This is a genomic window from Pseudomonas sp. HUK17 (assembly GCF_001566765.1).
Map to the genome: position 1 here is coordinate 91,368 of NZ_LSMW01000014.1, position 24,982 is coordinate 116,349.

The 24,982-nt window shown below is 66.5% G+C and carries 23 protein-coding genes and 1 riboswitch; of the genes, 13 read left to right on the forward strand and 10 right to left on the reverse strand.

The window, feature by feature from the left end; genetic code table 11:
* Positions 1-189 precede the first annotated feature (189 nt).
* A complete protein-coding gene (gene dtd / locus AX284_RS09790; protein WP_068384956.1) occupies positions 190-627 on the reverse strand; it encodes a D-aminoacyl-tRNA deacylase in 438 nt (145 codons plus the stop codon).
* A complete protein-coding gene (gene pip, locus AX284_RS09795) occupies positions 624-1,589 on the reverse strand; it encodes a prolyl aminopeptidase (protein ID WP_068384959.1) in 966 nt (321 codons plus the stop codon). The genes dtd and pip overlap by 4 nt, the downstream gene beginning before the upstream one ends.
* A 132-nt stretch (positions 1,590-1,721) precedes the next feature.
* Between pip and AX284_RS09800 the strand changes: the two genes are divergently transcribed.
* Entirely contained in the window at positions 1,722-2,525 is an 804-nt protein-coding gene (locus AX284_RS09800; protein ID WP_068384962.1) for a hypothetical protein, read from the forward strand.
* 17 nt (positions 2,526-2,542) lie between these two features.
* Here AX284_RS09800 and AX284_RS09805 read toward each other — a convergent pair whose 3' ends face one another.
* From AX284_RS09805 to AX284_RS09835, 7 genes are all read right to left on the reverse strand, one after another.
* On the reverse strand, positions 2,543-3,037 hold the full coding sequence (locus AX284_RS09805; RefSeq protein WP_082731540.1) for a YbhB/YbcL family Raf kinase inhibitor-like protein: 495 nt from the start codon (positions 3,035-3,037) through the stop codon (positions 2,543-2,545).
* A gap of 16 nt (positions 3,038-3,053) precedes the next feature.
* Positions 3,054-3,617 carry a lipocalin family protein gene (locus AX284_RS09810; protein ID WP_068384968.1) on the reverse strand — a complete coding sequence of 188 codons (564 nt, stop codon included), beginning with the start codon at positions 3,615-3,617 and terminating at the stop codon, positions 3,054-3,056.
* On the reverse strand, positions 3,614-3,868 hold the full coding sequence (locus tag AX284_RS09815; protein ID WP_064309282.1) for a hypothetical protein: 255 nt from the start codon (positions 3,866-3,868) through the stop codon (positions 3,614-3,616). The genes AX284_RS09810 and AX284_RS09815 overlap by 4 nt, the downstream gene beginning before the upstream one ends.
* A 206-nt stretch (positions 3,869-4,074) precedes the next feature.
* Positions 4,075-5,988, reverse strand: coding sequence for an arginine decarboxylase (gene speA / locus AX284_RS09820; RefSeq protein WP_007161593.1), 1,914 nt, complete (start codon positions 5,986-5,988; stop codon positions 4,075-4,077).
* An 86-nt stretch (positions 5,989-6,074) separates the two neighbouring features.
* Positions 6,075-6,419, reverse strand: coding sequence for a translation initiation factor Sui1 (locus AX284_RS09825; protein WP_017641051.1), 345 nt, complete (start codon positions 6,417-6,419; stop codon positions 6,075-6,077).
* 143 nt (positions 6,420-6,562) lie between these two features.
* The gene (locus tag AX284_RS09830; RefSeq protein WP_068384971.1) at positions 6,563-7,114 is read right to left on the reverse strand and encodes an NUDIX hydrolase; all 552 of its coding nucleotides are present in this window, start codon (positions 7,112-7,114) and stop codon (positions 6,563-6,565) included.
* Positions 7,114-8,130, reverse strand: a complete 1,017-nt coding sequence (locus tag AX284_RS09835; protein WP_064309283.1) for a DUF2333 family protein — start codon at positions 8,128-8,130, stop codon at positions 7,114-7,116. Before AX284_RS09835 ends, AX284_RS09830 begins: the two co-directional genes overlap by 1 nt.
* A 268-nt stretch (positions 8,131-8,398) precedes the next feature.
* Between AX284_RS09835 and AX284_RS09840 the strand changes: the two genes are divergently transcribed.
* The 12 genes from AX284_RS09840 (at position 8,399) to AX284_RS09895 (ending at position 24,288) form a co-directional block, all read left to right on the forward strand.
* On the forward strand, positions 8,399-10,018 hold the full coding sequence (locus tag AX284_RS09840) for a response regulator (protein WP_068384974.1): 1,620 nt from the start codon (positions 8,399-8,401) through the stop codon (positions 10,016-10,018).
* Between the two features lie 56 nt (positions 10,019-10,074).
* Complete coding sequence (dsbD, locus tag AX284_RS09845) at positions 10,075-11,838, forward strand: protein-disulfide reductase DsbD (RefSeq protein WP_068384978.1); 1,764 nt, start codon at positions 10,075-10,077, stop codon at positions 11,836-11,838.
* Between the two features lie 116 nt (positions 11,839-11,954).
* Positions 11,955-12,401, forward strand: a complete 447-nt coding sequence (gene aroQ, locus AX284_RS09850; RefSeq protein WP_007161587.1) for a type II 3-dehydroquinate dehydratase — start codon at positions 11,955-11,957, stop codon at positions 12,399-12,401.
* Between the two features lie 53 nt (positions 12,402-12,454).
* The gene (gene accB / locus AX284_RS09855) at positions 12,455-12,916 is read left to right on the forward strand and encodes an acetyl-CoA carboxylase biotin carboxyl carrier protein (RefSeq protein ID WP_017641057.1); all 462 of its coding nucleotides are present in this window, start codon (positions 12,455-12,457) and stop codon (positions 12,914-12,916) included.
* A 16-nt stretch (positions 12,917-12,932) separates the two neighbouring features.
* Positions 12,933-14,279: an acetyl-CoA carboxylase biotin carboxylase subunit gene (gene accC, locus AX284_RS09860; RefSeq protein WP_064309286.1), complete on the forward strand. Its 1,347-nt coding sequence runs from the start codon at positions 12,933-12,935 to the stop codon at positions 14,277-14,279.
* Positions 14,280-14,489: 210 nt separating this feature from the next.
* Positions 14,490-15,365 (forward strand): 50S ribosomal protein L11 methyltransferase, encoded by an 876-nt coding sequence (prmA, locus tag AX284_RS09865; RefSeq protein WP_068384981.1) that lies wholly within the window; start codon positions 14,490-14,492, stop codon positions 15,363-15,365.
* Positions 15,366-15,475: 110 nt separating this feature from the next.
* Positions 15,476-16,924 (forward strand): DUF3426 domain-containing protein, encoded by a 1,449-nt coding sequence (locus AX284_RS09870; protein WP_068384985.1) that lies wholly within the window; start codon positions 15,476-15,478, stop codon positions 16,922-16,924.
* Between the two features lie 155 nt (positions 16,925-17,079).
* Positions 17,080-18,072 carry a tRNA dihydrouridine synthase DusB gene (gene dusB / locus AX284_RS09875; RefSeq protein ID WP_068384986.1) on the forward strand — a complete coding sequence of 331 codons (993 nt, stop codon included), beginning with the start codon at positions 17,080-17,082 and terminating at the stop codon, positions 18,070-18,072.
* Positions 18,069-18,386, forward strand: a complete 318-nt coding sequence (gene fis, locus AX284_RS09880) for a DNA-binding transcriptional regulator Fis (protein WP_026083845.1) — start codon at positions 18,069-18,071, stop codon at positions 18,384-18,386. Before dusB ends, fis begins: the two co-directional genes overlap by 4 nt.
* 66 nt (positions 18,387-18,452) lie before the next feature.
* Positions 18,453-20,045 carry a bifunctional phosphoribosylaminoimidazolecarboxamide formyltransferase/IMP cyclohydrolase gene (gene purH / locus AX284_RS09885; protein WP_068384989.1) on the forward strand — a complete coding sequence of 531 codons (1,593 nt, stop codon included), beginning with the start codon at positions 18,453-18,455 and terminating at the stop codon, positions 20,043-20,045.
* A gap of 90 nt (positions 20,046-20,135) precedes the next feature.
* Complete coding sequence (purD, locus tag AX284_RS09890) at positions 20,136-21,419, forward strand: phosphoribosylamine--glycine ligase (RefSeq protein ID WP_017641063.1); 1,284 nt, start codon at positions 20,136-20,138, stop codon at positions 21,417-21,419.
* Between the two features lie 94 nt (positions 21,420-21,513).
* Complete coding sequence (locus AX284_RS09895) at positions 21,514-24,288, forward strand: hybrid sensor histidine kinase/response regulator (protein ID WP_068384992.1); 2,775 nt, start codon at positions 21,514-21,516, stop codon at positions 24,286-24,288.
* Here the strand turns inward: AX284_RS09895 and AX284_RS09900 are convergent.
* Positions 24,272-24,667 (reverse strand): acyl-CoA thioesterase, encoded by a 396-nt coding sequence (locus tag AX284_RS09900; protein ID WP_017641065.1) that lies wholly within the window; start codon positions 24,665-24,667, stop codon positions 24,272-24,274. The two genes, AX284_RS09895 and AX284_RS09900, sit on opposite strands and share 17 nt — an antisense overlap.
* Before the next feature lie 151 nt (positions 24,668-24,818).
* Positions 24,819-24,960, forward strand: a riboswitch (S-adenosyl-L-homocysteine riboswitch).
* The last annotated feature ends 22 nt before the right edge of the window (positions 24,961-24,982 follow it).

Below are 24,982 nucleotides of genomic sequence, written 5' to 3' on the forward strand. Positions count from 1 at the left end.
AACTTTGGAATGAGATAACACGCAGCCTCCTAAATCAGCGTACGAATACGTTCGGCGACCGGTGGTCGCGAAACGGATAGGCAGAGGTCCGACTCCCGCAAGGGTCAATGATTCCCCAGTTGGACGACCGTTCAAACTCGAACTGCGCAATCATAGACACTTGGCAGGGCGCTGTAAGGGGCGCCCTCACTAAATCGACAATAAAAATGTCACCGGTCCGTCGTTGACCAGGGAAACCTGCATGTCGGCGCCGAAACGACCGGTCTGGACCTCGGGATGCAGGTCACGGGCGAGGCTCACCAGGTGATCGAACAGCCGTTCGCCCTGAGCCGGCGGTGCGGCGGTGGAAAAGCTCGGCCGCCGCCCGCTACGGGTATCGGCGGCCAGGGTGAACTGCGAGACCAGCAGCAGCCCGCCGCCGACGTCCTGCAGCGACAGATTCATGCGCTGCTCGCCGTCGGCGAACACCCGGTACTCCAGCAGGCGCTTGAGCATCCGGGCACAGGCGGCCTCGTCATCCGCCGGCTCGATGCCGACCAGGACCAGCAGGCCCGGGCCGATGGCGCCGACCGTATCTCCCGCCACCTCGACGCTGGCGCGAGCGACCCGTTGCAGCAACGCCTTCACTCGGCCTCCTGGGGCAGATCGAGCAGCTGGCGGGCGATTTGGTCGGTCGCCCGCACCAGGGCGTCACAGATACCGGGTTCGCTGGCCGCATGGCCGGCATCGCGGATGATCTGCAATTCGCTGCCGGGCCAGGCATGGTGCAGGGCCCAGGCATTGTCCAGGGGACAGACCATGTCATAGCGACCGTGCACGATCACCGCCGGGATATGGGCGATCCTGGGCATGTCGCGCAGGAGCTGGTCCGGTTCGAGAAAGGCGTCGTTGACGAAGTAGTGGCATTCGATACGGGCGATGGCCAGGGCGTGCTCGCTGAATTTCTCCAGCACGTCGGGATTGGGCCTCAGGGTCACGGTGCGGCCTTCCCAGCACGACCAGGCACGGGCGGCGGACATCTGCGCCAGCTCGTCCGGACCGGTCAGGCGCCGGTAGTAGGCCTGAATGAGATTGCCGCGTTCTTCCTCGGCGATGGGGTGCAGATAGTCCTGCCAGAAATCCGGAAAGAGCCGGCTGGCGCCATCCTGGTAGAACCAGTGCAGATCCACCGGACGACAGAGAAAGATGCCGCGCAGGATCATGGCGCGGACCCGCTCGGGATGGCGCTGGGCATAGGCCAGCGCCAGGGTCGATCCCCAGGAGCCGCCGAACAGTACCCATTGCTCGATGCCCAGGTGCTCGCGCAGGCGCTCGATGTCCTCGACCAGGTGCCAGGTGCTGTTGTTTTCCAGGCTGGCATAGGGCGTGGAGCGACCGCAGCCACGCTGATCGAAGGTAACGATGCGGTAGAGATTGGGATCGAAGAAACGCCGGCTCAGGCGATCGCATCCGGAGCCGGGTCCGCCATGGATGAACAGCACCGGCAGACCGTCGGGCGAGCCACTCTCATCGACATAGAGCACATGGGGGGCTTCGACGGCCAGCTCGTGGCGGGCGTAAGGCTTGATTTCCGGGTACAGATTCAGCATGTCGCGCTCCGCGGGGCAGGGTCGGCCCCTTCATCATAGACCTGCACCTTACCGGGTTTCCACGCTGCCCGGGCTTGCCTCGCGTCCAGCGGCACCCGCACCATCGACGGCCAGTCGCCCAAGGAGATCGCCATGTCCCACGCCAAGCTGCAGTTGCTGCTGATCGATCCGCAAAACGATTTCTGCGACCTGCCGGGTGCGGCCCTGCCGGTACCCGGCGCGGTAGCCGGCCTGCAGCGCGTCGCCGCTCTGATCGAGCGCCTCGGGACTCGGCTCACCGCGGTGCATGTCACCCTGGATTCCCACCAGCCGCTGCACATCGCCCATCCGCACGGCTGGCAGGACGCCGCCGGGCAGCCACCGGCGCCCTTTACTCAGATCAGCGCGGACGAGGTGGCCGATGGTCGCTGGCAGACCCGCGAGCCGAGCGAGCGTGCCCGGGCGCTGGCCTATGTGCAGGCGCTGGAGGCTGGCGGTCGCTATCGCCTGGTAATCTGGCCGGAACACTGCCTGGTAGGCGGCTGGGGCCATGGGGTGCAGGAGGATGTCCACCAGGCGCTCAATGCCTGGGGCCGAGAGCAGGGGCGCCTGGTGGAGTTCATCGCCAAGGGCGGCAATCCCCATACCGAACACTATTCGGCCCTGCGCGCTGAGGTGCTGGACCCGGCGGACCCGGGCACCGCCGTGGACGCCGGGCTGATCGCCCGGCTACAGGCGGCTGACACTCTGTTAGTGGCGGGCGAGGCGCTGTCCCATTGCGTGGCCAGCACCCTACGCGACCTGCTGGAATTCTGGCCGGTGGAGCGGCGCCAGGACCTGGTGCTGTTGACCGACTGCAGTCATTCGGTGCCAGGCTTCGAAGCCCAGGGTGAAGCCTTCCTGGCCGAGATGCGCGCCGCCGGCATCCGCCTGGCGGCCTCGACGGACGAGTTCTAGCCCGTCCGTGCTTTGTCCTACTTGATCTCGTAGAGACCGGTGTAGGTCGCCGCAGCCAGCTGGTTGAGGTGGATCATGAAGCGGCCGACCGCATTGGTCGCCTCGGCCGGCACCGGCAGCTGCTCGACCTTGAGCGCATGCAGCTGGAAGATGTAGCGGTGCGGCTTGTCACCCTTGGGCGGCGCCGCGCCACCGAAGCCGCGGGTGCCGTAGTCGTTGATCAGTTGCAGGGCGCCTGCCGGCAGGCCCGAGCCATCGGCGCGGCCGGCGTCTTCCGCCAGGCCCTGGGTGCCGACCGGGATGTTGACCACCACCCAATGCCAGAATCCGCTGCCGGTGGGGGCATCCGGATCGTAGACGGTCAGCGCCAGACTCTTAGTATCAGCCGGCGGGTCGGACCACTGCAGCGCAGGCGAGATGTTGTCGCCGTGGGCGCCGAAGTCGGCCACGTCGAATTCGTGGCGCTTGGGCATGAAGCCGTTGTCGGTGAAGGCATCGGTCCAGAGTTTCACGGAGAGCTCCTGTGGCCTAGGGCATATGGGCATCGGTCTCGCGCCAGACCAGACGATTGAGGTTGTAGCCCTTCTCACGGGCGATGCGCAGCAGCTTCTCGCTCTGCGCCGCGGAGATCTCGGGCTTGCGCGCCAGCAACCAGAGGTACTTGCGATCCGGACTGCCGACCAGGGCGGTCTTGTAGTCGTCGTCGACATAGAGGATCCAGTAGGGTCCCTTGGCCACGTTGGGCAGGACGCCGCTGAACCAGGTGTCGAAGCGCACTTCGAGACGATCGGTCACGCCCGGCTTGATCGGGGTAGCGGTGCCCGTGGCTTCCTGCACCTTGCCGTCCAGGGTGCGGCAGCGGTTGAACACGGCAACCGAGCCATCGGCCATGACGTGATAGTTGGCTTCGGACTGGGCGCACTTGCGCTGGAAGAACATCGGCAGCCGCGCCACTTCGTACCAGTGCCCCTGGTAGCGCTGCAGATCGACATTGCCCGCGGTGAGCGGCGGGACCTCGCGCGGGCCACTGGCACAGGCCGCGAGCAGCCCGGCGGCGCCCGCCAGCAATAGAATCTTGGTAGAGGTTTTCATCGCAGACCCTGCCCGGCGAACATCGCCACCTTGTCGTTGAGATACTGCACGCTGATGAAGGAGCCGCGATCGCCCCAGGTACAGGTGGTGACGCCCAGGGCGCCTGCGCATTCCGTGGGTGCACCCAGGATCTGCTCCACCTCGGCCTTGGTCTGGCCAGCCTTGAGCCGGGAATAGTTTTCCTGATTGACCTTGCCGCAGCCGGCCAATACCAGGCTGCCCACCAGCAACAGCGCCAAACGCCACTTCATACCTGCCTCCTCCATCCTGACGGCAAGGCTATAGAGCCCGCCCGGCCGTCAGGGTTCGCTTCGTCAGAAGCCGTTCACGATCTCGCGAGCTAGAGCCAAGCAAGACGACAATGCCTGAGAAAGCGGAATTTACAGATAGTAAATGAGCATTTCGAAGGCATTTTCAACGCCGCTTGGCCGACGCGCAGCAGATCGTGAGCGGCTTCTTAGCCGGCGAGGTAGGAGGAACGGGTAAGGCCCAGGCGCATGGCGTCGAGGAACTGGGTGCGCTCGCGCGCGGTGAGACGCGCACTGGCGACCTTGTCGCGGTAGTAGGTCATCAGCTCCTCGGGCGAGAGGTGCACGTACCTGAGCATGTCCTCGATGGTGTCGTGGGTCTCGATGCCACCGTGGCGCACGCTGCCGTCGGCGTCCTGGTAGACGTTCACCGAATCGGTGTCGCCGAACAGGTTGTGCATGTCGCCAAGGATCTCCTGGTAGGCGCCCACCAGGAACACCGCCAGCAGATAGTCCTCGCCCTCGCGCACCTCGTGCACCGGCAGGCTGGTCTCGATGCTCTGCTCGTCGACGTACTGCTTGATCTTGCCATCGGAATCACAGGTCAGGTCCTGCAGCACGGCGCGACGCACCGGCTCCTCGTCCAGGCGGGTCAGGGGCACGATCGGCAGGATCTGGTCGATGGCCCAGGTGTCGGGCAGGCTCTGGAACACCGAGAAGTTGCAGATGTACTTGTCGGCCAGCTTGTCGTTGAGCTCGTCGAGCACCTGGCGGTGGGAGCGCTGGCGCGCCTTGAGCTGGTTGTACAGGCGGCGGCAGATGGCGAAGTAGCACTGCTCGGCCAGGGCCTTGTCGCTCAGGCTCAGGGTGCCGGCGGCATACTGGGCGGCGGCCTCGCTGACGTACTGGGTGGCGCGCCAATAGGTCTCGGTGACCATCTCCGGGTCGGTGTCGCCGAGCAGCTCGGCCAGCCACTGCACCACCTCGGCCTTGCCTTCGAAGCGCTCGCTGGCCGGCACGCTGTCGTTGTGGCGCTCGACGTCGGTGACCTGCATCACCAGCATGGCGTGGTGGGCGGTCATGGCGCGGCCGCTTTCCGAGAAGATGTTGGGATGCGGCAATTCCTGCTGGTCGCAGAACTCCTTGAGCATGCCGACCACGGTACCGGCGTAGTCGTCCATGTCGTAGTTGATCGAGCTGGCGTTGCGCGAGTGGGTACCGTCGTAGTCCACGCCCAGGCCGCCGCCCACGTCGATGTGATCCAGCGGCAGGCCCAGGGCGCGCAACTCGGCGTAGTAGCGGATGGCTTCACGGAAGCCCTGGCGATAGTCGGCCAGGTTGGCGATCTGCGAGCCCATGTGGAAGTGCAGCAGGCGCACGCCCTGCTCCAGGCCGGCGGCGCGGAAGCGTTCGATCACCGACAGCAGCTGGGCGGCGGAGAGGCCGAACTTGGACTTCTCGCCACCGGTATCGGCCCATTTGCTCGACGCCAGGGACGACAGCCGCACCCGCAGGCCGACCTGGGGCGTGACCTTGAGCTCGGCCGCCTCCTCGATCACCAGCGGGACCTCGGATTCCTTCTCGATGACGATGAAGACGCTGTGACCGAGCTTCTGGCCCATCAGCGCCAGACGGATGAATTCGCGATCCTTGTAGCCATTGCAGACGATGGTACCGCCCTTGGGCGCCAGCGCCAGCACCGCCATCAGCTCCGGCTTGGAGCCGGCCTCCAGGCCGATGGAGACGTCGCGAGTGGCGATGATGTTTTCCACCACCGCTTCCTGCTGGTTGACCTTGATCGGATAGAGGGCGGTGTAGCGGCCCTGGTAGTCGAGGCGTTCGATGTTGCGATCGAAAGCGCCGGTCAGGTGCCGCACCTGGCCCTGGAGAATATCGGGGAAACGGACCAGCAGCGGCAGCGACAGCCCCGCTTCGCGCAGCTGGCCGACCAGCACATGGAGGTCGATCGGCTGGCCGTCCGGGCCGTGGGGGCGGACTTCGACGTTGCCGGCATCGCTGATGGCGAAGTAGCCGGCACCCCAGTGGCGAATACCATAGACGCTGCGGCTGTCCGCCACGGTCCACTGGCTGCCGTCATCTTTGCGCGTGCGTCGTGGGGACATTCGCGGGAATCTCCTGTAGGGAATCTTGCTTTGGATGGACCGCCGCCAGGGGCGGTAAGTTGTACGCGGGGGCTGGAAGGCCTGGCCTAGCCGCCCGACCGCTTGGTCTTGAAGCCGCGCTTTTCGAGTTCGCCGAGCAGCAGGTCGACATGATCGCCCTGGATCTCGATGACGCCATCCTTGAGCGCCCCACCGGTCCCGCAGCGACGCTTGAGCGCGCTGGCCAGGTCCTTGAGCTCTTCCTCGCCCAGGGGGACGCCGCTGACCGTGGTCACCGTCTTGCCGCCGCGGCCCTTGGTCTCGCGCCGCACGCGGGCGATGCCGTCACCGGCCGGGGTCGGTGCCTGGGGTTCTTCCGGACGAATGCGGCCAACGTCGGTGGAATACACCAGCCGGCTGAGATCCGACAGCGAGGAGGTTTTCTTGCTCAAGGGACGGTTCTCCCAGTTCGATTCAGACGCCGGGCGCCTGGAGGAAACCTTGGATGCAGCGCCGGCCGGCACGCGCCGCGCTAGTCCGGGGCCGCGCAATGTAGCAGCATCGCCCGCGGATGCTAAGGCGCGAATGCGAGAAATTAAGGCAGGGATGCGACATCCGACCGACTGACGGCCAGGCGCAGGGCCTCCAGCGAATCCGGGCAATAGGGCCGCCGGCGAGCCTCATCGAGGATGGCGGCCGGCGCCAGAAAGCGTGCCTCCAGTACCTCTTCCGGCTGCAGCCGCAGCGGGCCGTTCCAGCGCACGCTGAACACGCCGCCCCAGAGGCGATTGCCCGGCTCTTCGAAATAGAAGGTGCCGTGCTCGCGCAAGGCCACGCCGCTGACGCCCAGCTCCTCGGCCAGCTCGCGGGCCGCCGATTGCGCATAGCTCTCGCCCGGCGCCACCATGCCGCCGGCAGCGACGTCCCAGTAGCCGGGATAGAGCGCCTTGCTCAGGGTGCGCCGGTGTACGCAGAGTTCGCCGGCGTCATTGAACAGCAGGATGAAGGTGCAGCGGCCGATCAGACCGCGGGCACGCAGTTCCGCCCGTGGCACCTCACCCTGGATGCGGTCGTCGCGATCGACCCAGACCACCAGCTCCCGATCGGAGGCGGCGCGATGCGCCGCCTCGCGTGCGTCCGGCGTCATCAGCCCTGTTCCAGCAACTGGCGCAGATCAATGATGGCGGCGTTGGCGCGGGAGATGTAGTTGGCGATCACCAGCGAATGGTTGGCCAGGATGCCGAAGCCGCTGCCGTTGAGGATCATCGGACTCCAGACCGGCTGCTGCGCCGCCTCCAGCTCGCGGATGATCTCGCGCACGTTGACCGTGGCGTTCTTCTTGGCCAGGGTGTCGGCGAAGTCCACCTCGATGGCGCGCAGGATGTGCGACAGCGCCCAGGCCTGACCGCGGGCCTCGTAGAAGACGTTGTCGATCTGCAGCCAGGGCGTCTCGACGCGCTGCTCATGCACCTCCGGCACCTGGCCGGCAGGGATGTCCTGGTTCGGCCGCACCTCGGCATCGAGGCGTACGCGACCGACGCTGGCGGAGAGTCGCTGGGACAGCGAGCCCAGCCGGGTCTCGACGTCGCCCAGCCAGTTGCGCAGGTTGTCCGAGCGCGAATAGAAGTAGGCGGCGGGCTGACCCTGGGCGTTCTGGCCACCCAGGCGCGCCAGGTAGCGGTCCAGGGAGGCGATGCCGGCGCGGTACTCGGATTCCGACGAGGGCATGGCCCAGCTGTGGTTGTCGAAGTTGAAGCGCGGCTCGGCCTGGGCCAAATCGACGTCTTCGGTGGACTGCGACTGGGAACGGGCGAAGTCCTTGCGCAGGGCGCGCGCCAGGTCACGGGTCTGCACCAGCACGCCATATTCCCAGGACGGCATGTCGTCGAGCCAGAGGCCCGGCGGGAAGATGTCGTTGGAGAGATAGCCGCCCGGCTTGTCCAGCAGGGTGCCGGCCACCTGCTTGAGGGTCTCGACCGTGGTGTAGCCGAGCACCAGCTTGCGACCACTGGCCGTGGCCGCCTCCTGGGCATGCTGCTGCACCGGGAAGAAATCCGGCTCACGACTCCAGTACCAGCCTATCGCCAGGCTGACCAGCAGGTAGAGCGCGACGAGCGCTGCTACCAGCCGGAGCCATCCCGATCTCAAGTTCCACTCCCGCATGGGCAATTCCTTGCAATGATTTCAAAGGTGTCGGCGCTTGGACCCCTGCCCGCGGCGCCGGTTGCGCAGCCCTCGCAGGCCGCTCGGGCGCAATGCACCTGGGCAGCCGCCTCCGAGCCTAGGGTAACAGGCGACAAACGCTACTCCAGAAGCGACCGACAGTGTCCATGCGAGCGGCATCGCCGCCGCTAACCAGGGTACCGCCTCTCCCCTGCCAGCCAGCAATTGGTAGCATAGGGCCACCACCTCAAGAATGACGGAACAATTCGTGAGCGAACCAGATGATCCGAGCCGGGACCGCCTCAAGCTGCACTTCGCGCAACGGGTCATCCACCAGTCGCGCCAGGTGCTGGAGATCTGGCAGCGGCTGCAACGAGACGAATGGACGGCCGGCAGCCTGGCCGAACTGACCGACGCCAATGCGCGCCTGCTGCAATACGCGAAGCGCTTCGAGCAGCAGGGCCATGCCGAGCTCGCCGAGACCATCGGCGCTTCCCTGGCCCAGGTCGCCGCCAATCGCGGCCGCCTCAACAGCCAGGCCATCACCGAACTCAGCCAGGCCATGCAGAGCCTGTCGCGCACCGGGCTGCGCCAGGGCGACCAGCTGGAAACGACCAGCCTGCCGCCGCTGCGCAAGCCGATCTACATCGCCCTGCTCGACAGCGAGCGCGCCGAGCGCCTGGCGCAGCAGATGGAGTACTTCGGCGTCACCATCCAGATCGTCCACCATGCCGACGACTTCCGCGCGATGATGGACAGTCGCCATCCGGCGGTCATCGTCATGGACGTGGACTTCGGCGGCGCAGGCGCCGGCATCCAGCTGGCGCTGGAGGCCCAGACCGGTCTCGAACGTAAGTTGCCGGTGCTGTTCTACAGCCACCAGGAGGCCGATACGCCCTTTCGCCTGGCGGCGGTGCGCGCCGGTGGCCAGGAGTTCTATACCGGCACCCTGGATTCGGCGCGGCTGCTGGAAAAGATCGAGACCCTCACCCGCACCGTCTACTACGATCCAATCCGCGCCCTGGTGGTGGACGATTCCCGCGCCCAGGCCATGGCCACGGAAATGGCGCTCAACAGCGCCGGCATCGTCACCCGCACCCTGATGCAACCCGGGGCGGTGATGGCGCACCTGGCGGAATTCGCCCCCGATCTGATCATCCTCGACATGTACATGCCCGAGTGCATTGGCACCGAGCTGGCCAAGGTCATCCGCCAGCACGAGCGCTATGTCAGCGTGCCCATCATCTATCTGTCGGCCGAGGACGATCTCGACAAGCAGCTGGATGCCATGAGCGAAGGCGGTGACGACTTCCTCACCAAGCCGATCAAGCCGCGCCACCTGATCGCCACGGTGCGCACCCGCGCCGCCCGGGCGCGCAGCCTGCAGGCACGCATCGTCCAGGACAGCCTCACCGGGCTGTACAACCACACCCATACCCTGCAATTGCTGGAAGACGCCTGCTTCCGCGCGCGGCGCAGCCAGCGACCGATCACCTTCGCCATGCTGGACATCGACCATTTCAAACAGGTCAACGACCACTACGGCCACCCCATGGGCGATCGGGTGATCAAGAGCCTGGCGCTGTTTCTCAAGCAGCGCCTGCGCAAGTCCGACCATATCGGCCGTTATGGCGGCGAGGAATTTGCCGTCGTACTGCCCGACACCGACCTGGCCACCGCCACCCGCCTGATCGACGAGATCCGCCAGCGCTTCGCCGAGATCCACTATCCGGCACCGCCCAAGGAACTCAGCTGCACCTTCAGCGCCGGCGTGGCGCAGCTGCAGCCCGGCCAGGAGATGCCCGCGCTGGCCAAGCAGGCGGACGAAGCCCTCTATGCCGCCAAGCATGCGGGACGCAATTGCGTGCGTCAGTACGGCCAGGACTGATCTGGCGAGCCGGGTGCCTCTGCTATGATCGGCCGCTGCCGATCATCGAGAAGCCCATGCGTGTCCTGCTGTTCCTGCTCACCCTGCTGCTGACCCTGCCCGCCGCCGCCGGCCTGTTCGATGCACCGCGCTCGACCGCCACGCTGGGCCTGGACGGTCAGCGCGGGGGCCAGCAATTCCTGCCGGTGGATCAGGCCTTTCGCCTGGAGCAGCGCCGTGATGCCGAGGGCCGCCCCCTGGTGCGCTTCACCATAGCCGAGGGCTACTACCTCTATCGGCAGCGCTTCGCCTTCGACGCCGATCCCGGCCTGCTGAGCGCACCGGTGGTCCTGCCGCCCGGCGAGCCCAAGCACGATGAATGGTTCGGCGATGTCCAGGTCTATCACGCCGGCGTCGACATCCCCCTGCCCCTCGCGCCCGGCCGCGGCGGTCGGATCACGGTCACCTACCAGGGTTGCGCCGACCGAGGTCTCTGCTATCCACCGGAAACCCGCATCCTGGATATCGCCAGCTCCGCGGCCTTGCCCACGGCGAGCCCGGTGGCCAGCGCCCCTGCCCCCGATCAGGTCGGCTGGAACAGACTCCTGCTGGCCTTCCTCGCCGGGCTGGGGCTGACCTTCACCCCCTGCGTCCTGCCGATGCTGCCTATCGTCTCGGCGGTGGTGCTGGCCGGCAAGGCGCGTCCGGGTCGTGGCCTGCTGCTGGCGCTGGCCTACGTGGTGCCCATGGCCCTGAGCTTCGCGGCCCTGGGCGCGCTCATGGGCGTCTTTGGCGCCAGTCTCAATCTGCAGGCGCAACTGCAGTCGGCCTGGGTGCTGATTCCCTTCGCCGCGCTGTTCCTGCTGTTCGCCCTGGCCATGTTCGGCCTTTTCGAACTGCGCCTGCCGGCGGCCCTGCGCGAGCGCCTGGAACGGCTGGCCAGCGGCACCCGCGGCGGCTCCCTCGGCGGCGCGGCCACCCTGGGCGTGCTCTCCAGCCTGATCGTCTCGCCCTGTGTCTCGGCACCCCTGGCGGGCCTGTTGCTCTACATCAGCAGCACCGCCGACTGGCTTGGCGGCGGATTCGCCCTGTTCGCCCTGGGTCTGGGCATGGGTACCCCGCTGATCCTCATCGCCGCCGGTGGCGGCGCCCTGCTGCCACGCAGCGGCGCCTGGCTGGTGGGCATGCGCAACGCCTTTGGCGTGCTGCTGCTGGCGGTGGCCCTGTGGCTGCTCGAACGGCTGTTGCCGGGACCACTGGCCTTGGCCGCCTGGGGCCTGCTGGCGGCCGGCGTCGGGTTGTTTCTCGGGGCCCTGGAATTGGTGCCCAAGCCGCCCCGTCAGCGCCTGCTGCAACTCGCCGGGCTGGCCCTGGTGGTCTATGGCGTGGCGGCGGGTATCGGTGCCCTGCACGGCGCCAGCGATCCGCTGCGGCCCCTGGGTGACTCGACGGCGCCTGGAGTGGCTGCGCACCCCGACGGCATGCGCAGCCTCAGCGATCCGGCTGCTTTAACCAGCAGTCTCGGCGGCGGTCGACCGGTGCTGGTGGACGTCTACGCCGACTGGTGCATCAGCTGCAAGATCATCGAGCGCGAGGTATTCGGCAACCCCGAAGTCCAGGCACAACTCAGGGACTTCGAGCTGATCCGCTTCGATGTGACGCAAAGCACCCGGGAACAGCGGCAGTGGCTGCAGCAGCACGGCCTGTTCGGCCCGCCGGCGATCCTGTTCTATGCGGCCAACGGCCAGGAACAGGCAAAGGGACGCATCGTCGGCGAAATCGACGCCGCGGGCTTTCTCGCCCGACTCGACGAAGCAAAAAGGCTTATCGCCAGCGATTAAAAGAATTTCGCCCAACGTGCGGCTATTTCCGGCAAACGTCTAGCGACTGGACAGTCACCTCTGGTTGCGGCATAGTCCGCGGCCAATCTGGTTGCGAAATCGCGAGGCAAGTGGCTATGGCGCATCTGCTGGTACTGCACGGGCCCAACCTGAATCTGCTGGGCACCCGCGAGCCGGGCGTCTACGGTGCCACCACCCTGGCCCAGATCAATGCCGATCTCGAAGCCCGCGCCACCGCGGCGGGGCATCGCCTGCAATATCTGCAAAGCAATGCCGAGCACCTGCTGATCGAACGCATCCACGCCGCGCGCGACGAAGGAGTGGATTTCATCCTGATCAATCCGGCCGCCTTCACCCATACCAGCGTCGCGCTACGTGACGCCTTGCTCGCGGTGAGCATCCCATTCATCGAAGTGCACCTGTCGAACGTGCACAAGCGCGAAGCCTTCCGCCACCACTCCTATTTTTCCGACGTGGCGGTCGGTGTCATCTGCGGGCTCGGTGCCAGTGGCTATCGCCTGGCCCTGGAAGCCGCCTGCGAACAGCTCGCCGCCCGCGGCTGAGCGCGACTCAATATCCAGAACATCACCTGAACCCGAGGGGAGAGCCAACGCCAATGGACATCCGTAAAGTCAAGAAACTGATCGAGTTGCTGGAAGAGTCCGGTATCGACGAGCTGGAAATCCGCGAAGGCGAAGAGTCCGTCCGCATCAGCCGCAACACCGGCCGCAACCAAGGCATGCAGACCGTCTACGCCGCTGCCCCCGCGCCGGTCGCCGCTCCGGCTCCGGCCGCTGCGCCGGCCGCCGCCGCTCCTGCCGAAGCCGCCGCTCCGCAACTGACCGGTAACGTGGCTCGCTCGCCCATGGTGGGCACCTTCTACCGCGCGTCCTCGCCCACCACCCCGGCCTTCGTCGAAGTCGGCCAGCAGGTGAAGAAAGGCGACATCCTGTGCATCGTCGAAGCCATGAAGATGATGAACCACATCGAAGCCGAAGCCAGCGGTACCATCGGCCAGGTGCTGGTCGAGAACGGTCAGCCCGTCGAATTCGACCAGCCGCTGTTCACCATTGTCTAAGCCCGTGGAGCCCACGATGCTGGAAAAAGTCCTGATCGCCAACCGCGGGGAAATCGCCCTGCGCGTGGTGCGTGCCTGCAAGGAGCTGGGCATCAAGACGGTGGCGGTTCATTCCACCGCCGACCGCGAACTGATGCATCTGTCCCTCGCCGACGAATCGGTGTGCATCGGCCCGGCCCCCTCGCCCCTGTCCTACCTGAACATCCCGGCCATCATCAGCGCCGCGGAAGTCACCGGTGCCACCGCCATCCATCCCGGCTACGGCTTTCTCGCCGAGAACGCCGACTTCGCCGAGCAGGTGGAGCAGTCCGGTTTCGCCTTCGTCGGCCCCACCGCCAGCGTGATTCGCCTGATGGGCGACAAGGTCTCCGCCAAGAACGCCATGAAGCAGGCCGGCGTACCCACCGTACCGGGCTCCGATGGCGCCCTGCCGGATGACGAGGCCGAGTGCCTGCGCATCGGCCGCGAAGTCGGCTATCCGGTGATCATCAAGGCCGCCGGTGGCGGTGGTGGTCGTGGCATGCGCGTGGTGGAGGACGAAGCCGAGCTGATCAAGTCGATCAAGCTGACCCAGACCGAGGCCGGCGCCGCCTTTGGCAACTCCATGGTCTACATGGAGAAGTTCCTCGGCAATCCGCGTCACGTGGAAGTCCAGGTGCTCTCCGATGGCCAGGGCAATGCCGTGCACCTCTACGATCGCGACTGCTCGCTGCAGCGCCGCCATCAGAAGGTCATCGAAGAGGCGCCTGCGCCCCAGATCGACGAAAAGGCCCGTGAAGAAGTCCTGGCGCGCTGCGTCAAGGCCTGCATCGACATCGGCTACCGGGGCGCCGGCACCTTCGAATTCCTCTACGAAGACGGCCGCTTCTACTTCATCGAGATGAACACCCGCGTGCAGGTGGAGCATCCGGTGACCGAGATGATCACTGGTGTCGACATCGTCAAGGAGATGCTCAGCATCGCCGCTGGCAACAAACTGTCGATCAAGCAGGAAGACATCAAGATCACCGGTCACGCCATCGAGTGCCGGATCAACGCCGAAGACCCCAAGACCTTTATGCCCTCCCCGGGCCTGGTCAAGCATTTCCATGCCCCGGGCGGCAACGGCGTGCGGGTCGATTCGCACCTGTACAGCGGCTACAAGGTTCCGCCAAACTACGATTCGCTGATCGCCAAGCTGATCACCTGGGGCAAGACCCGCGACGAGGCCATGGCCCGGATGCGCAACGCCCTGGACGAGCTGATCGTCGACGGCATCAAGACCAACGCCGATCTGCACCGGATGCTGACCCGCGACCAGGCCTTCGGCCAGGGCGCGGTGAACATCCACTATCTGGAGAAGAAGCTCGGCATGCGCCACTAACTAGCGTGACGGCTGCGCGTCGGCCAGGCTGCGTTGGAAACCGCCTCGGAATGCTCATTTACTCTATGTAAACTGCGCTTCCTCGGCGATTTCCGCCTTGCCTGACCTAGCTCGCTCGCCCCGTCGGCTTCTTACCTAGTAAACGGGCTGCCTTCGGGCAGCCCGTTTTCATTTACCCTCCCCGCTTTGACCCGATTCAGGTAGCCCACCATGTCCTGGCTGCAAGTCCGCCTCGCCCTCACCCCCGCTCAGGCGGAAACCTACGAAGACCTCATGCTCGAATTGGGCGCCGTCTCGGTGACCTTCATGGACGCCGAGGACCAGCCGATCTTCGAGCCGGATCTGGGCACCACCCCGCTGTGGTCCCAGACCCACCTGCTGGCGCTGTTCGAAGGCGACACCGACGCCGCGGCCCTGGAACAGCGCGTGCAGCTGCTGGCCAACGGCCTGACCTACGAGGTGGAGCGCCTGGAAGACCAGGAGTGGGAGCGCAGCTGGATGGACAACTTCCAGCCCATGCGCTTCGGCCAGCGGCTGTGGATCGTGCCCAGCTGGCACGAGGCCCCGGAACCCGAGGCGGTCAATCTGCTGCTGGATCCGGGCCTGGCCTTCGGTACCGGCACCCATCCCACCACCTCGCTGTGCCTGCAATGGCTGGACGGCGAACCGGTCGCAGGTCGGCAGGTGCTGGATTTCGGCTGCGGCTCGGGCATCCTCGCCATCGCCGCCCTGCTGCTGGGCGCCGAGCGCGCCGTGGGCACCGACATCGACGTCCAGGCCCTGGAAGCCTCGCGGGAGAACGCCAATCGCAACGGCATCGACCCGGCACGCTTTCCGCTTTATCTGCCCGCCGATCTGCCAGACGAGCCGGCCGACGTGGTGGTGGCCAACATCCTTGCCGGTCCGCTGGTCGGCCTGGCCGAGCAAATCACCCGTCTGACCCACATCGGCGGGCGCCTGGCGCTTTCCGGCATCCTCGCCGAGCAGGCCGAGGACGTGCGCGCCGCCTACGCCGGCTGCTTCGACCTGGAGCCCACCGCCACCCTGGACGGCTGGGTGCGCATCAGCGGGACCCGCCGCCGCTGATCGGCCAAGGCTCCACCAGGCCGCTTACCCGGCGGCCCGGTGGAGCCCCTTCTTTCGCCTGGGCCTTCGGGTACACTAGCGCGCTTAAATTCCCTGGCTGTCGCCTCGCCATGACCGAATCCCTCGTCGCCCAGTGTCCGCATTGCCATACCCGCTTCCGCGTCACCCAGGAACACCTGGCCGCCGCGGATGGCGACGTACGCTGTGGCGTCTGCCTGGAAGTGTTCAACGCCAGCAATCAGGCCGCGCCTTTGACGGCACCGGAACCCGTGCCCGCGCCGCCCATGCCGGCGCCGACGCCCAGTGAAGCGGCCTGGCCCCATGACGAACTGGACCTGAGCCATCTGGAATTGGACGCCGAGGTTGCTCGCCTGGGCGCCCTGGAAGAACAGCGCCGCGCGCCGACTGCGCCTCCCGCCATCGCCGCGCCGCCTGCCGTCACCACGCCGCGGGAAGAACCGGCACCGGCCCAAGGCCTGGCTGCCCGCCGCCTCCAGGAAGACGAGGAGGCCTTCGCGCTGCCTTCGCTTGGCGCCCTATCCGCCGCACGCGAACCCGAGCCGGAATCCCTGCGCCTGCCGACCGAGCCCGAAGTGGCGTTCGAGCCCGAAGTGGCGTTCGAGCCCGAACCGCTGTCTGTGCCCCTCACCGCCGCCGAACCGGAACCAGCGCTTGCGCCGGAACCCGCATTCGCATCGGAACCCGAGCCCGAGCCGGCCATCAGCCCCTTGCCTGCCGTCGCGCCGGCGGCCCCGCTCACGGCCCTGCGCACCCCATTGAAACCGGCCCCGGCCACGCCGCCCGCGCCCCTCACCGCCGCACCGGCCGAGCGCCAGGAGCCGGCACTCGGCCGGGTCGAGGCCGACGAAGACGAACGCGCCGAACCCGGCCTGGGCCGCCTCGACGACTGGCAGGAGCCCGCAGCCGAACCTCTCAGCGCCGACCGCGACCGCGACGACGAGGCGCCGGCGGCCAAGTCCGCGGGCGTCCTGCGCAGCGAGCCGGAATGGCAGGACGATCCGCTGCTGGACCTGCACGACGAACCGCTGCAACTGGACAGTCACCAGCAGCGCCCACACTGGGGGCGCCGCCTGCTGTGGCTACTGCTCTGCCTGCTGGCACTGGTCGGCCTGGCCAGCCAGTACGTCTATTACCACTTCGACGAACTGGCACGGCAGGACAGCTATCGCCCGCTGTTCGTCCAGGCCTGTGCCAGCCTGGGCTGCAAGGTGCCGTCCAAGGTCGATGTCCAGCAGATCCGCAGCAGCAACCTGGTAGTGCGCAGCCATCCGCAATTCTCCGGCGCCCTGCGCGTCGATGCCATCCTCTACAACCGGGCGCCCTTCTCGCAGCCCTTTCCGATGCTGGAATTGCGCTTCGCCGACCTCAACGGGCAGCTGCTCGCCAGCCGCCGTTTCAAGCCGGGCGAATACCTGAATGGCGAACTGAAAGGCCAGGACGAGATGCCGCCGCAGACGCCGATCCACATCGCGCTGGACATTCTCGACCCCGGCCCGCGGGCGGTGAACTACAGTCTGAGCTTCTTCTCGCCGGAGTAGCCCCAGGGTGAATTGCTCATAAACTAGCCAACTCGCGCTTTATCCCGAGGCGGCGAGCGGGTATCATTCCCAACCCTTTTCAAGCACAGCAGCCCCTGTCCGCGGCCGGTTTCCGGCGCAGGCGGAACAGGCGCCTATTCGCCAGGGAAAAAGATATGTCGATGGTACGCATCGGCCCTTATACCTTGCCCAATCCGCTGATTCTCGCGCCCATGGCCGGGGTCACCGACCTGCCCTTCCGGCGCCTGTGCCTGGCACTCGGCGCCGGCATGGCCGTGTCGGAGATGGTGACCAGTGACGTGCGGCTCTATGACAGCCGCAAGTCGCGGCTGCGCCTGATCCACGCCAGCGAGCAGGAACCGCGTTCGGTGCAGATCGCCGGCGGCGATCCGGCGATGCTGGCCGAAGCGGCACAGCGCAATGTCGAACTGGGTGCCCAGATCATCGACATCAACATGGGCTGCCCGGCGAAAAAGGTCTGCAACAAGGCCGCCGGCTCCGCGCTGATGAAGGACGAGGCCCTGGTGGCCGAGATCCTCGCCGCCGTGGTGGCGGCAGTGGACGTGCCCGTGACCCTGAAGATCCGCACCGGCTGGAGTCCCGACAATCGCAACGGCCTGCGCATCGCGCAGCTGGCCGAGGCGGCCGGCATCCAGGCCCTGGCCGTACATGGCCGTACCCGCGACGACCGGTTCCTCGGTGCCGCCGAGTACGACACCATCGCCGCCATCAAGCAGGCGGTCGGCATCCCGGTGTTCGCCAACGGCGACATCGACAGCCCGAAAAAGGCCCGCAAGGTGCTCGAACACACCGGCTGCGACGGCCTGCTGATCGGCCGCGCCGCCCAGGGTCGGCCCTGGATCTTCCGCGAGATCGCCCACTACCTGGCGACCGGCGAACACCTGGCGGCGCCCAGCGCTGCCGAGGTGGAGGCCATCCTGCTGGAGCATCTCGACGCCCTGCACGCCTTCTACGGCCCGGAAATGGGCGTGCGCATCGCCCGCAAGCACGTCGGCTGGTACCTGGCCGACCGGCCGGGCGCTGCGGAATCGCGCGCCCAGTTCAACCGACTGCAAGACACCCAAGCCCAGCACGCCAGCATTCGCGCGTTCTTCGCGCAGCCCCCGACCGGGAAGCAGGTGGCATGAATTCGATGACCGAGACTTTGACTGGAACAGCGCCCGTGAGTGACAACGGCGACCTCAAGCAGCACCTGACCGCTCCCCTGCAGGAAGGCCAGACGCTGCGCGACAGCGTGGAAAAGGCGCTGCGCAATTACTTCGCCCACCTCGATGGGCAGCCGGTGACCGACGTCTACAACATGGTGCTCTGCGAAGTGGAAGCACCCCTGCTCGAAAGCGTGATGAATTACGTCAAGGGCAACCAGACCAAGGCGTCGGAGATGCTCGGGCTCAATCGCGGCACCCTGCGCAAGAAGCTCAAGCAGTACGACCTGCTCTGATCCGCCTCCTCGCCGGCGGCCCAGGGGGCTTGACCGGCGGTCTTCTTCCTCCTGATGGACATGACCATGACCGACCAGACCTCTCTCCTCCCCGTCCGCCGTGCGCTGATCAGCGTGTCCGACAAGACGGGCGTCGTCGACTTCGCCCGTGAACTCGCGGCCATCGGCGTGGAAATCCTGTCCACCGGCGGCACCTACAAGCTCTTGCGCGACGAAGGCATCCCGGCGGTGGAAGTCGCCGACTACACCGGCTTCCCGGAGATGATGGACGGTCGCGTCAAGACCCTGCATCCCAAGATCCACGGCGGCATCCTCGGTCGTCGTGGCGTCGACCATGAGGTGATGAGCGAACACGGCATCCGTCCGATCGACCTGGTCGCGGTCAATCTCTACCCCTTCGCCGCCACCGTGGCCAAGCCCGGCTGTAGCCTGGCCGACGCCATCGAGAACATCGACATCGGCGGGCCGACCATGGTCCGCAGCGCGGCCAAGAACCACAAGGACGTCGCCATCGTGGTCAATGCCAGCGACTACGCGGCCATCCTCGACGACCTCAAGGCCGGCGGCCTGACCTATGCCCAGCGCTTCGACCTGGCGCTCAAGGCCTTCGAGCACACCGCCGCCTACGACGGCATGATCGCCAACTACCTGGGCAGCATCGACCAGCAGGCCGAGACCCTGTCCACCGCAGGCCGCGCCGCCTTCCCGCGCACCTTCAGCGCCCAGTTCATCAAGGCGCAGGACATGAGATACGGCGAGAACCCGCACCAGCAGGCCGCCTTCTATGTCGAGCACGCCAGCGAAGCCTGCGTGGCCACCGCCACCCAGTTGCAGGGCAAGGAACTGTCCTTCAACAACGTCGCCGACACCGACGCCGCCCTGGAAACCGTGAAGAGCTACGACGCGCCGGCCTGCGTCATCGTCAAGCACGCCAACCCCTGCGGCGTGGCCGTGGCCGGCGACATCCGCCAGGCCTATGAACTGGCCTATGCCACCGACAGCGAGTCGGCCTTTGGCGGCATCATCGCCTTCAACCGCGAACTGGACGCCGAGACCGCCCGCGCCATCGTCGAACGCCAGTTCGTCGAGGTGATCATCGCCCCGCGCGTCAGCGCCGAGGCCCGCGAGGTGGTGGCGGCCAAGGCCAACGTCCGCTTGCTGGAATGCGGCGAATGGCCCGCCGAGCGCAAGCCCGGCCTGGACCTCAAGCGCGTCAACGGCGGTCTGCTGGTGCAGAGCCGCGACATCGCCATGATCACCGCCGACGACCTCAAGGTGGTGACCCAGCGCGCGCCCAGCGAACAGGAGCTGCAGGACCTGATCTTCGCCTGGAAGGTGGCCAAGTTCGTCAAATCCAACGCCATCGTCTATGCCAAGGGCCAGCAGACCGTGGGTATCGGTGCCGGCCAGATGAGCCGCGTCAACTCGGCACGCATCGCCGCCATCAAGGCCGAGCACGCCGGTCTGGCCGTGGCCGGGGCGGTCATGGCCTCGGACGCCTTCTTCCCCTTCCGTGACGGCATCGACAACGCCGCGGCCAATGGCATCACCGCGGTGATCCAGCCGGGCGGCTCCATGCGCGACGCCGAAGTCATCGCCGCCGCCGACGAAGCCGGCATCGCCATGGTCTTCACCGGCATGCGCCACTTCCGTCACTAAGGCCCGCCCCGCCGAAGGCATCGGGCCTTCGGCGTCGACTCCATCGTCAACGGCGGATGGCCACGTGCGGTCCGCCCAGAGGAAAGCTTCATGAACGTACTCATCATCGGCAGCGGCGGTCGCGAACACGCCCTGGCCTGGAAGGTCGCCCAGGACACCCGGGTCACCAAGGTCTATGTCGCCCCCGGTAACGCCGGCACCGCCACCGAGGCCAAGTGCGAGAACGTCGCCCTCGACGTCCTGGCCCTGGACCAGTTGGCCGACTTCGCCGCCGCCAACGTCGAGCTGACCATCGTCGGCCCCGAGGCGCCGCTGGTAGCCGGGGTGGTCGATCTGTTCCGCCGCCGCGGCCTGCCCTGCTTCGGCCCCACCGCCGGCGCGGCCCAGCTGGAAGGCTCCAAGGCCTTCACCAAGGACTTCCTGGCCCGGCACCAGATCCCCACCGCCGCCTATGCCAACTTCACCGAGGTGGAGCCGGCCCTGGCCTATCTGCGCGCGCAGGGTGCGCCCATCGTGATCAAGGCCGATGGCCTGGCCGCCGGCAAGGGCGTGATCGTCGCCATGACCCTGGCCGAAGCCGAGGACGCCGTGCGTGACATGCTTTCCGGCAACGCCTTCGGCGATGCCGGGGCGCGGGTGGTGATCGAGGAATTCCTCGACGGCGAGGAAGCCAGCTTCATCGTCATGGTCGACGGCAAGAACGTGCTGCCCATGGCCACCAGCCAGGACCACAAGCGCGTCGGCGACGGCGACAGCGGCCCCAACACCGGCGGCATGGGCGCCTACTCCCCGGCGCCGGTGGTGACCCCCGAGGTCCACGCCCGGGTCATGCGCGAAATCATCGAACCCACCGTGGCCGGCATGGCCCGCGAAGGCAATGTCTACACCGGCTTTCTCTACGCCGGTCTGATGATCGACCAGAGCGGTGCGCCCAAGGTCATCGAATTCAACTGCCGTTTCGGCGATCCCGAGACCCAACCGGTGATGCTGCGCCTGCAGTCCAGCCTGGTGCTGCTGGTGGAAGCCGCCCTGGCCGAGGCCCTCGACAAGATCGAAGCCTGCTGGGATCCGCGCCCGAGCCTGGGCATCGTCCTGGCCGCTGGCGGCTATCCAGGTGACTATGCCAAGGGTGATGCCATCGCCGGTCTCGAAGCTGCCGCGGCCCTGCCGGGCAAGGTGTTCCACGCCGGCACCAGCCTGCGCGACGGTCAGGTCGTGACGGCCGGCGGTCGGGTGCTGTGCGCCACGGCCCTGGGCGAAACGGTCTCCGCCGCCCAGCAGAACGCCTCTGTGCTAGCCCGGGAAATCTCCTGGAATGGCTGCTTCCACCGCAGCGACATCGGCTACCGCGCCATCGCTCGCGAGCGACACTGAAGCTCGCCCAAGGGATCAGCCTGTTACACTGTTACGTCAACAGACGTGACTAGCTGATCTATACTCGACGTCCGCATTCGCGAAGGGAACTCTCGTGCACCGGCTCTGGATCGCCATAGGCTTTGTGATCAGCTGGCTGCTGTTGCTGCTGGTGGCCAACTCCGTACAGGCCGAGAACACGCCGGATGCGGGCTGGGCGCAGTATGAGGACGTCACCGGCGAATTCTCGCTCGACGACGTCCGCGACCGCCTGTCCGCCTTCAAGCCGCTGACCGCCGCCAAGGCCCACCGCCCCGCCGGCACCGGCGCGCTCTGGCTGCACACCCGTATCCAGCCCGATACGCAACAGCGTCTGCTGCGCATCATTTCGCCCAATGTGGGCTATCTCGACTTCTTCGCCTACCGCGACGACCAACTGCTCAGCGAGATCCGCGATGGCCTGTCGCGACCGCTGCTCAATCCGCAGCAGGTCAGTCGCGACTTCGTCTTTCCGATTCCGCACAGCGATGAACCGCTCGACCTCTTCCTGAGGTTCGAATCGCCCCAGCCGCTGCGGATCGCCCTGACCCTGAGCAGCAGTGCCGAAGCCGAGGTCACTCACCGCCTGGTGATGTTCGGCGTACTGCTGGGTTGCCTGGCGATGCTGGCGCTGTATAACGGCGTCCAGCTGCTCTATCACCGCAGTCGTGCTACCAGTGCCCTGACCCTGCTGCTGGTGATGCTGGTGGGCGTGGCGCTGAACCTGTTCGGCTTGAGCAAGTTCCTGCTCGGCAGCTTCAAGGGCCAGGCGCCCTTGCTGACCGATCTGTCGGTGCTGGCCTGCAGCGCCGCCGGGCTGAATCTGATCGGCGCCTTCTTTGGCTGGCGGCGCCTGCCACCCTGGATGCGTCAGCTGGTCAGAGTCTTGCTGGCCGTGGTCGGCCTGGCCGCGGTGGGTCGCATCGCCGCCGGCGATATCTACGTCGGCGACTGGTTGATGGCCGTCAACGGCCTGGCCCTGCTCGCCTGCCTGGGCATCGCCGTGGAGCGCTGGCACCAGGGCGCCCGCTATGCCCGCCTGCTGGTGGTGAGCTGTGCCCTGTTGGCCCTGGCCGGGCTGATCGCGCTGCCGATTCTGGCCGGCTATGCCAACCCCCCGGTGTGGATGGGCCGCGGCCTGATCGCCAGCTGCATGTTCAGCGGCATCCTGCTCACCCTGGCCCTGGAGGAGCGCCGCCGCTACCTGCGCGAAGAGCACTTCACCCGTACCCGTGATCGCGTGGCCAACCATGCGGAGCTCAAGGGCAAGGCCGAATTCCTCTCGCGCATCAGCCACGAGATCCGCACCCCCATGAACGGCGTGCTGGGCATGACCGAATTGCTGCAGGGCACCGCTCTGTCGGCCAAGCAGCGCGACTATGTGCAGACCATTCACAGCGCCGGCGCCGAGCTGCTCAATCTGATCAACGAGATCATCGACATCACCCGCCTGGAAAGCGGCCAGATCGAACTGGAAGAGGTCACCTTCGACCTCAATGCCCTGCTCGACGACTGCCTGGACATCTTCCGGCCCCGCGCCGAGGAACACCGCGTCGAATTGCTCAGCTTCATCCAGCCCCAGGTACCCCGGCGCTTCATCGGCGATCCCACCCGCCTGCGCCAGATCCTGCTCAACCTGCTAGAAAACGCCTTCCAGCGCACCGAAGAAGGCGAGATCCTGCTGGTGATCTCCCTGGAAGAGGCCACCGGCCAGGCGCCGCGCCTGCGCATCTCGGTGCAGGACAGCGGCACCCCGCTGGACGCGGCGCTGAGTCGCCAGCTGCTGTCCACCCACCTCAACAGCCGCGACTTCCTCACCGGCGATACCGACAGCCTGGATTTCGGCCTGATCATCGCTCGCCAGCTGGTGCTGTTGATGCAGGGCGACTTCGGCATCCAGAACAACGCCGAGGGGGGGTCGAGCTTCTGGATCAGCCTGCCCATCCCGGCCCAGGCCCTGGTGCTGTCGCGCGGCGACAGCGACTATCCGCTGCAGGACGTGCGGGTGCTGGTGGTCGATGACAACGAACTGTGCCGCAAGGTCCTGCAGCAGCAGTGCAGCGCCTGGGGCATGCAGGCGGTCACCGCCGCCTCCGGGCGCGAGGCCCTGGCCCTGCTGCGCACCCAGTCGCACCTGCGGGAATACTTCGACGTGGTGCTGCTCGATCAGCAGATGCCGGGCATGACCGGCATGCAGCTCGCCGCGCGCATCAACGAAGACGAGAATCTCAACCACGACCTGCTGCTGATCATGCTCACCGGCCTGAGCAATGCGCCGAGCAAGGTCATCGCCCGCAACGCCGGCATCAAGCGGGTGCTGGCCAAGCCGGTGGCCGGCTATACCCTCAGGGCCACCCTGGCCGACGAGCTGTCGCGCCGTGGCCAGCGGGCCAGCGAACCCGAGCCCCAGGAACAGCCCAGCGGCATTCCCAGCGACTTCCGCGTGCTGGTGGCCGAAGACAACAGCATCTCGGTCAAGGTGATCCGCGGCATGCTCAAGAAACTCGGGGTCGAACCTGACACCGTGAGCAACGGCCTGGAGGCCTTCGAGAAGCTCCAGCAGAACACCTACGACCTCATCCTGATGGACTGCGAGATGCCCTTGCTGGACGGCTTCGGCGCCACCCGCCGGCTACGCGCCTGGGAACAGCAGAATCACCGCTCGCGCACCCCGGTGGTGGCCCTGACCGCCCATATCCTCGCCGAGCACAAGGATCGCGCCCAGGAGGCCGGCATGGACGGCCACATGGGCAAACCGATCGAACTCTCCCAGCTGCGCGAGCTGCTGCTCTACTGGGCCGAGCGGCGCCGACTGGACGTGACCCGTGGGGGGCTCAGGGCGAGTCCTTGAACCTGTCCTCGACGTAGGTGATCCGGGTCTTGCCGTGGGGCACCGGATTGCCTTCCTCGTCCAGGTTGACGAAGACGATCTTGTCGATGGTGAGGATGCTCTTGCGGGTGATCTTGTTGCGCACCTCGCATCTCAGGGTGATCGAGGTACGACCGAACTCGGTGGCGGTGATGCCCAGTTCGATGATGTCGCCCTGACGCGAGGCGCTGATGAAATTGATCTCCGAGATGTACTTGGTCACCACCTTGGGATTTTCCAGCTGCACGATGGCGTAGATCGCCGCCTCCTCGTCGATCCACTTGAGCAGGCTGCCGCCGAACAGGGTGCCATTGGCGTTGAGGTCTTCGGGTTTCACCCACTTGCGGGTATGGAAGTTCATCAGGGCTCCTTGAATTTCCGGGGGGTTTGAGCATCAGATCGGGGTGCGCGCGGTAGATTCCGCCGGACCTGAGGCAGAGCGCCACCCTTTGGGTTTATCGCGATCCTCGTTATACTGCCCGCGCATCGCGGCCACCAGGCCGCTCCGCCTTCCGTTCGAGGGGCGCTGCAGCACGCTGCGTTATCCCATCCTAGCCGACCCGCCGCTGGCGCGGACCCTCGGCGGGCATGACGCCAGACGTTGTCAGGCTCGAGCGGAGCGTTATCAGAACGCATCAACGGCGCCCATTCGCACCTAACGAATGGAGACTCTTCA